This window comes from Mucilaginibacter agri (assembly GCF_009928685.1).
Taxonomy (GTDB): Bacteria; Bacteroidota; Bacteroidia; order Sphingobacteriales; family Sphingobacteriaceae; genus Mucilaginibacter; species Mucilaginibacter agri.
This window is the reverse complement of record NZ_WWEO01000042.1, coordinates 418,636-431,149: the sequence shown is the minus strand read 5'-3', so window position 1 is coordinate 431,149 and position 12,514 is coordinate 418,636. Positions and strand designations below refer to the sequence as shown.

The 12,514-nt window shown below is 42.0% G+C and carries 10 protein-coding genes; 4 read left to right on the top strand and 6 right to left on the bottom strand.

Going from position 1 to position 12,514, the window contains the following annotated elements; translation table 11 throughout:
* Positions 1-8: 8 nt before the first annotated feature.
* The 4 genes from GSY63_RS11800 to GSY63_RS11785 form a co-directional block, all read right to left on the bottom strand.
* Positions 9-767 (bottom strand): hypothetical protein, encoded by a 759-nt coding sequence (locus tag GSY63_RS11800; RefSeq protein ID WP_166586005.1) that lies wholly within the window; start codon positions 765-767, stop codon positions 9-11.
* Between the two features lie 292 nt (positions 768-1,059).
* On the bottom strand, positions 1,060-2,568 hold the full coding sequence (locus GSY63_RS11795) for a glycosyl hydrolase (protein WP_166586004.1): 1,509 nt from the start codon (positions 2,566-2,568) through the stop codon (positions 1,060-1,062).
* A gap of 724 nt (positions 2,569-3,292) precedes the next feature.
* Positions 3,293-5,209 (bottom strand): oleate hydratase, encoded by a 1,917-nt coding sequence (locus GSY63_RS11790; RefSeq protein ID WP_166586003.1) that lies wholly within the window; start codon positions 5,207-5,209, stop codon positions 3,293-3,295.
* Positions 5,210-5,457: 248 nt separating this feature from the next.
* Positions 5,458-6,501 carry a DUF481 domain-containing protein gene (locus GSY63_RS11785; RefSeq protein ID WP_166586002.1) on the bottom strand — a complete coding sequence of 348 codons (1,044 nt, stop codon included), beginning with the start codon at positions 6,499-6,501 and terminating at the stop codon, positions 5,458-5,460.
* Between the two features lie 258 nt (positions 6,502-6,759).
* Between GSY63_RS11785 and GSY63_RS11780 the strand changes: the two genes are divergently transcribed.
* From GSY63_RS11780 to GSY63_RS11765, 4 genes are all read left to right on the top strand, one after another.
* The gene (locus tag GSY63_RS11780) at positions 6,760-7,356 is read left to right on the top strand and encodes a TetR/AcrR family transcriptional regulator (RefSeq protein ID WP_166586001.1); all 597 of its coding nucleotides are present in this window, start codon (positions 6,760-6,762) and stop codon (positions 7,354-7,356) included.
* A gap of 11 nt (positions 7,357-7,367) precedes the next feature.
* Positions 7,368-8,510, top strand: coding sequence for an FAD-dependent oxidoreductase (locus GSY63_RS11775; RefSeq protein ID WP_166586000.1), 1,143 nt, complete (start codon positions 7,368-7,370; stop codon positions 8,508-8,510).
* A 91-nt stretch (positions 8,511-8,601) separates the two neighbouring features.
* Positions 8,602-9,498, top strand: coding sequence for a helix-turn-helix domain-containing protein (locus GSY63_RS11770; protein WP_166585999.1), 897 nt, complete (start codon positions 8,602-8,604; stop codon positions 9,496-9,498).
* Positions 9,499-9,579: 81 nt separating this feature from the next.
* A complete protein-coding gene (locus tag GSY63_RS11765; protein ID WP_166585998.1) occupies positions 9,580-10,620 on the top strand; it encodes an NAD(P)-dependent alcohol dehydrogenase in 1,041 nt (346 codons plus the stop codon).
* Positions 10,621-10,671: 51 nt separating this feature from the next.
* Here GSY63_RS11765 and GSY63_RS11760 read toward each other — a convergent pair whose 3' ends face one another.
* Entirely contained in the window at positions 10,672-11,424 is a 753-nt protein-coding gene (locus GSY63_RS11760) for an SDR family oxidoreductase (protein WP_166585997.1), read from the bottom strand.
* Positions 11,425-11,507: 83 nt separating this feature from the next.
* Positions 11,508-12,248 (bottom strand): SDR family oxidoreductase, encoded by a 741-nt coding sequence (locus GSY63_RS11755; protein WP_166585996.1) that lies wholly within the window; start codon positions 12,246-12,248, stop codon positions 11,508-11,510.
* Positions 12,249-12,514: the final 266 nt, after the last annotated feature.

Here is a 12,514-nt window from a genome sequence, read left to right as displayed (position 1 = left end):
CATGATCATTAAAAACTAAGACCTAAATCAAACTCCGGAAGCCAATAACGATACTGGTTAACCGGGAACGCAGGCCAGGCGATGATATGGTATTTCAGATAGTTTAGCTTAAAACCAAAAGATAGCAGGTTATCCTTCCACAATCTTTGCTCAACGGAACCCGTTATACTATACCCGTTTAAAAAGGATGGATAAGAAATGGTATGGCCGGCTTGCGTTTCACTAAGTGAGCTGGTTAAGTACAGATCTCCGCGTAACACCGCAGCTATTTTTTTAAAGCTATAACCAACTGTTAGCGATGGCTGTTGTTCCCAGATATTAAGTGTGGTATTGTAGCCAAACTGTTTCAGAAAGCCAAGATTATAAGCAACCTGGTATCCCGCACCGAAATGCACATTGTTTACTGAGTAATTCCAGAACGGCCCAAAATTGAGCCGATAGGATATAAATAATGTTGACAGGCTAGATTGTAAATTAAACCCGTAAGGAAGCGTGTATTTACCCGCATAACCAAGCATTGGCGCAGTTAGTGTTTCTGTGATCCAATCTTTAGGGATAACTACATATTGTACAGAAACCTGTTGAAAATATTTGCCTTTGGGCAAAGGTTGTGGCAATAAAAAACTGTGTTGTTTGATGTCGAAACTATCAACCGCAGTCTTCTCTTCTTTATGATCAGTGGTTTGTGCATTACAGTATCCAAACGCGCAAAGCATTGAGAGCAATAGAACAACATTAATCTGCTTTATATATAGGGATATTCTCATGCAGGGTATTTTAGCATTCGGGCCCGAACTTCTTATGTTAACCATTCATCAAAGTCCCCAAAAGGCCTATTTCTAAAATTATAAAAAACTGATTTTCAACCCGAAAAGTTATCGACCTAAAGCGTTTCACATTTCAACATGCACCAAATAAGTGTCGCCTGGTATCGAAATCCTGATTTTTATCCCACAATTTCATAAAAGTCCGTAACTAAAAAGAGGTTGGCGAGAAAACTCGCTCAACCTCTTTTATAAATGCCATATATAAAAGCACCTACTTTAATGAATATCGTTGTTAGTCAACACTAAGGTTACCTACAACCATTTTGGCTTTCCATTTAGTATACTGTGTGGTCCACTTTATGAAACCATAATTTGCTTCTAACAAATTGGGGGCCTTAAAGGGCTCGTCAAACAACTCGTAAAGAAGCAGCGCACCAACACGATGATTTGCCTTAACCTTTTTAGTAAACGACATAATGAAATCGTTTTGTAATTGCTCGATATTGCTAACTGCTTTATAGCGCTGCCCAACCTCGGTAAACCAAATTGGCTTAGAGAATAAACTCGCAAGCTTTACAGATATATCGGTAACTTTTAACGGGTTACTTGGAGCTATACTCTCCATTTCAGAGTACCAGTGCCAGGCCACAATATCAAACTTCACACCATAATCAATTAGCATTTGCATATAAGCAAAGTGTAACCAACTGGCATCTATCATTGTTTGGGCTGTAGGTTGAGAGGCTTTGATACCATCATTCAAACCTTTTAAGTAGGCTGCTACGCGATTAAATTTGGTGATATCGTAATTGGAGTTCTTATCACCATTGCCCGACAAAATAACTTTGTTATCCAACTCGTTACCCAGCTCGTAATATTTGAAATACTTTGAATTTTTTGCAGCAAGGGCCGTCCCTTTTGTCTTACCGGCAGAATAATTTACACTCTCAGATTTATTTAAGTCGAGCGTAGAGGTGTAAACCATGGGTAAGATGGTAATACCGGCCGCTTTAGTTGCATTGTAAATAGGGATAAAACTATTTAAACTTTCAATAGAGCCGTCGGAATTAAAGTTGATATCCTGACGGTAATAAGTCATATCCATTTGTTTAAGTAGCGCAATCTGCCCGTCTATACCAACCGCTGTATAAGGTGGCGAAGAAATAGAGTGCCCATTAATGCCAAATATCATAGAACCGGTAGTTGGTGATGTAACTGTACCTCCCGCTTTGGCAAATACGATGTACTGGCAAAGTGCACCTTTTGCGGGGCTTGCCATAGTACCTCCAAGAGTTACATTGCCCGCAGCATATGTTTTACTATACAAAACAAATGAGCCGAGCTTAGCATCATTGGTACCAATAGTGGCCGAAAGTTTTTTCCAACCCGAAAGCCATGAAGGCAACGTAGTGCCTCTCTTATCATACCCAACGTATACAGTTGATGTACTGGCTAATGTAAATGATAGAAATGAGGTGGATGCATTCGCTTTGTCGTCATTTGCCGATTTAATAAGCGATAAACCGGATAACGAATCTGGAACTGAAGTTAGAAGATTACTCCTATCAATGTAATAAGTTGAACCCTTAGTTAAAGAACCTATTACATAGGATTTACCGGAAATGGCGTTAACACTGGTTAAAGTGCTTGCCGAAGATAATGTAGTAGTTGAGGTAACATCAATAGTAGAAGGGGTTGGGAGCGTCGAAGTGGATGCTAATGCCGGAGGATCATCCTTTTTACAAGAAAACGTTAAAAAAATTGCAAGGAGGAACAATAGGTAAAATTTTTTAGGGTCCATAGATTAAATTTTAAGTATCAGTCGTTTTTAACTACTTCCTTAACGGGTATGTAACAAATATATTACAATTCATATCAGATTTATTAATTTATGCGAAATAAAATACCATTATTATAAAATAAATAAGCGGAAAGTTAAATATTGAAAAACTTGGTTATCAACCAGTTGTTCACTTTTAGTAACGTTTTCCTTTAGATGAAAAAAAAACAGGAAAAGGTTACTTTTTTTACAAATTTTGTCGCAGATGGATAGCTAACTATCAAAACTTCGTAAAAATATTAACAAATTGACATAAAGTTTTAACCTATAAGAAAATGGTCTGAAAACGAGAAATTTTCGGATTTGTGCTTATTGAGGTTACAAAGTATGAGAACCTATGTGTTACATAGTGTGATTTGTACATTTATTACTAATCGTAAATTTGGTATATATTCGAGGCTGAGTAGTAAAAAAAGGCACATTTATTGATGTATAAATCCTCCTTCTCACATTCTCAAAATACATACACAAAAATAGGTCTCCATTGTTGATGAAGAGTATTATGTATTCTTTTCGTTTAGCTTCTTTATAGATGCCATTTTATAGCATTTTTTACTAACAAAGGATTCTACTGAGAATTTCGTAACCAAAATTCACTAGTATACAGTAAGGCCACAAAACATAAAGTCCCTTAGCTATGCTAAGGGGCTTTATTGCTGCAATGCGCCGATTTATGAAATAAGTGTTAACCTTTTAATCCTTTAATCCAATCCTGGAATTTTCCGAATTGCTCGGCAAAAAACGATTCGTGTTCCTCCTCCGCTTCCGGGTTTTCCACTAAAATATGTTCGTAGTAAGTACCTTTTAATAGCTTTTTTAACAAGCCTTGTCCGGGGAAAGATTGATAATCATTCAGCGCCTGTGCAGCCTTCAACAAGTGGCGGATATCATACTGAAGCGGGATGATATCGGGCACCTGTTTGTTAAGGTCTAACAATTCGTATACGGCAAGCCTGCCGGTTCTAACCGAGCTTTCCATGGTGAATACGATATCATTGTTTGTTTCGATAAATTGCCCTACTAACGCCAAATTACGGCAGCCCTCGGGTACAACTCTTGGCCGGTCCCCTTTTGCGCGCGGCATAAACATGGAGGTTATGTAGGGCATAAAAGAGCTGCGCACAATGGTATTTTTTACCACGTTATCCAATTCTTCTATAATCCCTAAGTGATAGCACAATTCGGCCAAAATCTCATCGCCTGTGCAGGCTGGCATCGTTTTTTTAACGTAATCGCCTGGTTTATCCATAAACAAGGCATATACCCAAACCACCAAAACATCGTCTGGCTGTTTTGGAAAATGAGGTTGCCTGTTGCAGGTAAAACTCATCAACCAGTTGGAATCTGTAATGGTGATGATCCCGCCCGTAACAGTTTTACCAGAATATGGGTCGTTTACAGATAGCTCCTTCAGTTTATTTACAAATGCCGATGGTTTACAGGTTAAAGTTGCCGACTCCCAGGCTGATTTCTCGATATTGCTGCAAAACTTTTCCGGTTTGCCGAATACATCCGATTTGGCAGCCAGATTCTTCCACAATTTCCAGCCACCGCTTTGTCCGCTTGTACTGTTGTCTATGCCTATTATCGGCGCAGTTTTATTGTCACCGTAGTAGGTATCTTCTGTCATCGAACCGGTGGTCACAATAACGCAGTCGTCTTCTTTAACCGGGATTATCACGTCTTTACCGTTCTGTTCGGTAATTATACCTTTTACCACCTTGCCATCGGTGTTAATCGTCATGTCCAGATCCTTCACCAGCACGTTGAGCTTGATTTTTACCCCTTTCGATTGCAGGAACTTTTGCAAAGGCGTTACATAGGTATCGTACTGGTTATACTTCGGAAATACCAGGCAGGAGAAATCCTTCATCCCATCAATAGCATGCAAAAAACGATGCATGTATAGCTTGCATTCTAACAGCGAATGCCAGTTTTCGAAGGCAAACATAGTACGCCAAAAAAACCAAAAATTGCTATCTAAAAAAGACTCACTAAAGTAATCGGCAATGGTAAGGTCATCCAGTTCGTCCTTTTTCTTCATCAGTAATTTAACAATCGCCAACTGGTCTTTCTTCGCCAGGTTAAACTTGCTGAAGTCCTTTATTTCACCTTTGTTGTGAATCAGCCGCGCCTTAGAGAAGTTGGGGTCGTTGTCGTTCACCAGGCGATATTCGTCTAATACTGTGTACGGTGCCGGCAGCTCCAACGCAGGAATATCCTGAAACATATCCCAAAGGTTCTCATAGGTCATATCCATTTCCCGGCCACCGCGGATGATGTACCCGTCTTTGGCATTTCCTGCGCCGTCTAAAGATCCGCCATCAACGTGTAACTGGTCCAGAAATAAGATGTTTTCTCCCGGTACATGGCCATCGCGAATAAAATAGTAAGCCGCTGCCATACCGGCTATTCCGCTCCCTACAATGTAAACCTTGGTATTGTTGTAGGATTTTGTGGGAATACCCTTGTTGCGCTGGTAATTACCAATTTGGTCCGAAAACGGCATCGACTTGCCGGGTTTGTTCATCTGCACTTCGGTGCTCGAATCCGGTTCGTGATTTACGTGCCCCTGCTGGCTGTTAAATTTGGATGTGTTCATAGATTGTACTTCAAGATGTTTGATATTTTTCAACAATAAAGAATTAGTATTGTGCTGCGCTAAGGCAGAACGAAACACAAAATGTGTATAGGGAAGATTGAATTGAAACGTGCGCTAAACTTAGAGACTACCTCCCAACCCGCCTTGCATGGCAAGCACAATCTCGTTGCAGATTGTAAAATGGAACTGAATGCACGGGTTAGTATGAATACAAGATGTCTGTGGCAAATGGACTATCTCCTACCTGCTTAAAATTTATAAGTTATGCCCATTACCAGGCCGTAGTCGGTATTTGCAGCGCCAAAATCGGGTGGTTTACTATCATAGTTCCCGTACAGATTGGTTGTGAAATAGAAATCAGACATCAGCTCCCACGAAAAGCTGACATTACCGTCGTACCTGTACCTTCCCGATTCGGAAAGGCTTACATAACCCGCGTTGGTCATGGCAATTTGCATATTGGGCTTTTTAAATTTGAAGTAATAAAGCTTAACCAAAACGGGCAGTTCCACCAACAGCCCCGAGGTTGTACCCTCAATACTTCTTTCCTGGTTAACCGATAGACCGGATGTAACCATTAACTCAAAATGCTGTTTAGATATCAGCTTATTGCCCGCACCTGCCATTATTTGAAAACGATGTGCAAGCGATAGCTCTATATTACGCTGATAATTTAATAAGCCGGCCTCAAACCATGTCGAGTTCCCTATATAGTGGTTAGTGCCGAGTTGTACGTTTTCCTGATCGCGGGAAAACCTGGAAGAATCGATACTTCCCAATTCGCTTACCGTTAAGTCGGTTTGAAATGAGCGGGTACGATGTGTAACCGTTCCGTTAACGTTAAATTGCCCGATACCAGATGAACGGGAGAAACTCAACCCTGCCGACACCTTACCATCCAGTTGGTTGAAAAAATGCCGCCTAAAAGGTAGAATCGAACTAATATCGGTCCAGGCGAGTTTAGTGCGATTAGCACCATCCACCAAATAAATGGAATCCTTTTCTGCAGCCGGAACAAGCGTGCCATACATCCAATGCCGATTTACAGTCTCAACACGCAGTGTACCCAAAGTAGTATGAATAGACTTAAGTTTATATGCCTTAACACTTATAAGCCCAATGCCATCGGAGTCGAAATTTACCAGGCCACGAGACATTTGCTTAAACTCGCCTATTAATAATTCGTTATTCAAGAAAATCAAAGTGTCTTTCCGTGCCTGGGCAAAACCATCTGCTATAAACAGAAAGCTTAAAATAAAGATGCATGCGATGTACTTGCCTTTTAGCAACATGTAATCTGGTTTAGCTTCTTAATTTGATAAACATGTCCTCCCAACTTTGGAAATAGTTAAAAATAGATGCTAGATCCTGCTTTTGCGTTAAGCACGACATCAAATCTTGTTTCATAAAAAAAATTGAAACAAGAAGGCTAAGGCATTTCATGTATAATCAACTTTAATCCAATTGTCAGAAAATTAAATAATATTCATAAGTAAATAAACGTTTACTTATATTTGTATTATCATTAGAATTAATAGGAGAATTTAATAATGAGGCCAAAGAATTTAGGAAAGGAAGAAGCCATTCGCACTATTGCTTTGCAAATCATTGCCGAGGAAGGTTTGGAAAACCTTAGTATGCAAAAGCTTGCGAAAGCGGCCGGGATATCGCCCCGCACTATCTATATTAAGTATAACGACAAGGACGACCTTCTAGTAAAGCTATATGTAGATGTGGTTTTAAGCGAATACGAAAAGGCCATTCTCAAAGGCTTTAATTCAGAGATGAATTTTGCCGAGGGGATAAAAAAGCTGTGGTTAAATGGATTTGAATATCTGAAAAACAACAAACCCTACTTTGCACTCATTCAATACGGAAAGTCGTCACCCCTGCTTAATAAAGCCTACCAAAAAAGGGATATTAAACAAGGCGATTTCTTTGGGCCGATCATTAGTTTTCTTGACCGGAATATGCAGGCGGGCATTATTAAAAAATTCCCACACGATGTATACCGCGCTTTGCTCTTTTCCCCTATTCTCGAACTGATTAACGAATATTTTGACTATACCGAACGGCCGCAGCAGATTATTACCGACGAAGTGATTTTAGCATGCTGTGAGGCTATAACCAAAGGTGTAACACTTTAATAAAAACAACAATGAACAACATAGAAAATAAAAAAATAGCTATTGTTGGCGGTGGCCCGGGTGGGCTAACGCTTGCCCGCCTTTTGCAAATGCAGGGCGCAAATGTGAAAGTTTACGAACGCGATGCCAATCGAAATGCCCGCGCACAAGGCGCAACGCTTGATTTGCACGAAGAATCGGGCCTGGCCGCACTACGCGAAGCTGGTTTAATGGATGCCTTTAAAGCAAACTATCGCCCCGATGCCGATAAGATGCGCATTATGGATAAAAACGCAATTATTATCTTCGACGACCATGCCGGCGATATTCGCCCTTTGGACCGCCCCGAGATAGACCGTGGTCCTCTGCAAAATATCTTACTGGATTCGTTACAACCCGATACCGTAGTTTGGGATAGCCATTTTGTAGATATTTCAAAAGAAGGCGACCAATGGCAACTGAACTTTAAGAACGGCCAGACAGTTACGGCCGATATAGTAATAGCAGCCGATGGGGCCAATTCTAAAATAAGGCCATATATTACTCCTATTAAACCTTTTTATTCGGGCGTTACCGCCATTGAGGGTGCGGTTTACAATGCGGCTACTGTAAGCCCAACCATGCATAATTTGCTCAAAGGCGGAAAAATATTTGCCATGGGCAATGAACAATCGCTGATCCTGAGCGCCAAAGGCGACGGCAGTTTGAATTTTTACGCAAGTTTTAAAAAAGACGAATCCTGGAGCCGCGATTGCGGGATAGATTTTACCGACAAGGCGCAGGTATTAGCATGGTTTAAAACAGAGTATGCCGGCTGGGACACGATCTGGTACGAATTGTTTGAGAACGCAAGCGCAGCGTTTATTCCGCGGGTAATGTATTGCATGCCTCTGGATCAAACATGGGAATCTCAATCGAACCTAACCATGCTGGGCGACGCAGCGCACCTGATGCCACCTTTTGCCGGCGAGGGTGTAAACATGGCAATGCTTGACGCATTGGAATTAAGCCGTTGCCTGTTAAATAGTGATTTCGAAAACACACAACAAGCTATAGCGGCCTATGAAACCCAAATGCGTGAGAGGGCTTCAGAAACAGCAGCTATTACCATGCAGTCCACAACAGCATTGCATTCGCCGGAGGCTATTTCATTTTTGATGGATATCATTAGCTAAACCAGTAGCGCCCATGTAAAAACAGTAAAGCCACCCGATTAGGGTGGCTTTACTGTTTTACTAATACGCTTTGATTTTTTTAACTTTGCGAATGGAAGAATCGCAAGCTACGGAGAAAGTACCGTTCGAGTTTAAAATATCGCCTACTGAGTTTGCACAGTTTAAAGTGGCCACCATATCGGAAGGAAAGTGTTCGCTGTCTTCGTATAACAGACGCGATTATTACAAGATCTCATTTGTTACCAATGGTAGAAGCCAGCTGCTTTATGCCAATCGGGGTATCCAGATAGACCAGCCGGTATTGGTTTTCACTAATCCTATGATACCCTATTCATGGGATGCTGACGAAACTTATACCGACGAGATGTCGGGATATTTTTGCGTTTTTACCGAGGAATTTTTAAATGATAGTGCAAGGCCGGGCAATCTCCAGCAGTCCTCCTTGTTTAAGCCTGATGGTAACCCGGTCTATTTTCTGAACGATGAGCAGGTTAGCTATTTAACCAGCATTTTTAGCCGCATGCGCCACGAAATTGATAGTGAATACGTATACAAGTACGATTTGCTGCGCAGCCAGGTAAATCTCATTATTCACGAGGCCATAAAGATGCAACCCGCTATAGCTTATTTTAGTCCACAAAACGCGGCCTCGCGTATTGCCAAATTATTTATCAATTTATTGGAAAGACAGTTCCCGGTAGATTCGCCCAGGTTTGCGCTGAAGCTAAAAAAAGCAGGAGATTATGCCGATCGGCTGTCCGTTCATGTAAATCATCTCAATGCCGCCGTGCAGGAGTCTACCGGCAAATCTACCACTACACATATCAACGAAAAAATTATAGCCGAAGCCAAGTCTTTGCTCATGCATACTGACTGGAGTGCCGCCGAGATTGCGTTTAGCCTCGGTTTCGAATACGCATCTTACTTTAACAACTTCTTTAAAAAACACACCGGTCTTACACCCATGACCTTGCGCAAATCGCTTTGAAAAGTATAACTATTACTTTGAATTCTGTAAGTTAAACTCCGGTGTGCTGTTATAACTTTGGGTAAATAAAATTTACCTGTAATGATACAAACCAAAGGATATGCAGCGCAAAGCGCTGAAACAGATTTAGCCCCCTGGGATTTTGAACGCAGAGAAGTCGGCCCGCACGATGTGCTGATTGAGATAGCCTATTGCGGTGTTTGCCACTCGGACCTGCACCAAATTAAAAACGACTGGTTTCCGGGTGTGTTCCCAATGGTGCCAGGGCACGAGATTGTGGGCAAAATTAGCCAGATTGGCGATCACGTTAAAAAGTTTAAAACCGGCGACTTGGGTGGCGTTGGTGTAATGGTAGACTCTTGCCGCACCTGCGAAAACTGCCAGAACGGACAGGAGCAATTATGCTCGGTAAGTCCTGTACAAACCTACAACGGCTTAGATAAAGATGGTAACCCAACTTATGGTGGTTACTCCAATAAAATTGTGGTGCATGAAGATTTCGTACACCATATCTCAAAAAAACTTTCGTTGGCCGGCGTTGCACCACTGCTTTGCGCGGGTATCACTACCTACTCCCCTCTTCGTAACTGGAAAGTTGGCAAAGGCGATAAACTTGCAGTAGTAGGCCTCGGCGGTTTAGGCCATATGGGCGTTAAATTTGGTGTAGCATTAGGTGCAGAAGTTACTATTTTAAGTACCTCAGAATCTAAAAGAGCGGATGCCGAAAAATTAGGAGCACACCATTTTGTGGTAATGAGTAACCCCGAAGAAGTCGCGGCGGTAAAAAGCTCGTTCAACTTTATTTTAGATACGGTTTCTGCCAAGCACGACTTGAACCTATATCTTTCCTTACTAAAAACAAATGGTGTATACATTTGCGTTGGCGCGCCTGCAGAACCTTATGAATTACCCGCATTTGCCTTGCTAGCAGGTAATAAAGTAGTTGCCGGCTCTGGCGCTGGAGGCTTGCCGCAAACTCAGGAAATGCTCGATTTCTGCGCCGAGCACAACATAGTAGCTGATATCGAACTCATCGACATTAAAGATATCACCACCTCATTCGACCGTATGGTTAAAGGCGATGTTAAGTATCGCTTTGTTATAGACATGGCTACCTTATAACAGAAAAGTCCCCTTGCTAACGCGAGGGGACTTTTCTGTTTTCCATAAGCTTTAGTTAGTAGCGCCGCCATTCACCAACAAGTGTTGGCCATTTACGAATGACGACAGGCTACTGGCGAAAAACTCTGCCACATCGGCTACGTCTTCTACTTCGGCCAGCCGCCCCATCGGGCAACTGTCAAGCAGTTGTTTTCTAAGCTCCGGGTAGCTACCTGCTTCGGCAAATATGCCGGAGTGATCTACCGCAAATGGAATGATAGAGTTTACGGTGATACCTTTATGGCCAATCTCTTTCGAAAGGATATCAACCAGGTAACGCGGCGTGGTCTTACTCCCCCCATAAACCGCCATTCCCGGTACCGGGAACGAAGTTGTGCTAGATGCGATGTAAATGATGCGGCCGCCATCCTCTACATTTTTGGCCGCCTGCTGCATGGTAAAGTACGTTCCTTTGGTGTTAATAGAAAATACACGGTCGAACTGCTCTTCGGTAAAATCAACTACTGGCGTCTCTACCAGCTCAATACCCGCATTGGCCACCACAATATCTATTTTACCGAATGCGGCTTTTGCTTCTGCAAACAATCGCTCTATCTCGGCTACTTTACTTATGTCTGCCTGTATGGCAATTACTTTTACGCCCATGGCGTTAATACTGCTTACCACTTCGTCTGCAGATGCTTTATCGCGCGAATAGTTGATTACAATATCCGCGCCCAATGCGGCATAACGTTCTGCAATTGCCTTTCCTAAACCTCTTGCCGAGCCTGTAATTAAGGCTACCTTATTTTTTAATGAGTTCATGATTCTAATTGGATGATTTGTTGATTTGTTAATGCGCTTGTGTTTCTTGTCGCGATTCCTGACTCTCGATTCTTGATTCCAAATCAAGCCATTGCCCCATTTAAGCCAATGTTTTGGGCAGAGATCCATTTGGCATCGTCGCTTGCCAGGAAGACTACTGTTTTTGCAATATCTTCGGGCTCGCCAATACGGTTAAAAGCTGATTGTGATGCAAGGCGATCTATCAATTCCTGCGGTTTGCCTTTGGTAAATAATTCGGTATTTGTAGGGCCTGGTGATACGGAGTTTACGTTAATTCCTCTGGCCCCTACTTCTTTGGCAAATACGCGGGTTAACTGTTCTACAGCGGCTTTGGTGGCTACGTAAGTACTGTAAGTAGGCATCATTACACGGGTAGTGGTTGATGAGAAGTTGATAATACTGCCATTGTCGGCCAGTTTGGTGGCTGCTTCGCGAAGCGTATTAAATGTACCGCGAACATTGATGTCGAACTGGCTGGTAAAATCTTCGTCGGTGGTATCTTTCAATAATTTGGTGATCATGATACCGGCATTATTTACCAGCACGTCTATTTTACCAAAGTGTGTAATGGCGGCATCAAACAGTGCGGCTACTTCATTGGCCTTGCTCACATCGGCCTGTAACGCAATGGCTTCTCCGCCTTTAGCTATAATGCTATTAACGGTTTGTTCGGCAGCTTCGCGGCCACCCGCATAGTTTACAATTACTTTGGCGCCTGCTTCGGCAAGTTTTTGGGCAACTACCGCGCCTATGCCTCTTGAGGCTCCTGTTACCAAGATTACTTTTTCTGATAGCGTTTTCATATTTCCTTTGTTTTAAATGATAAATCAAAGGTCGGCCGATTAACGCCTGCAGAATTGCAGATATCAAAGCACTACATGCAAATATTAAAGATGTGGCAGAGCAGGTCGCAAAATCAGCCTAAACAAACCCAAAGGCCGCAATACAGTCCATTTTGATCATTATCTATTCATGTTTATTACCCAAAAAACATCGTTCGTGTAGGGAAAAGTGTATTTGGTGTAAGTTATATGGATACTAAACTAATGTTCAGCATTTTTAAGTGCAG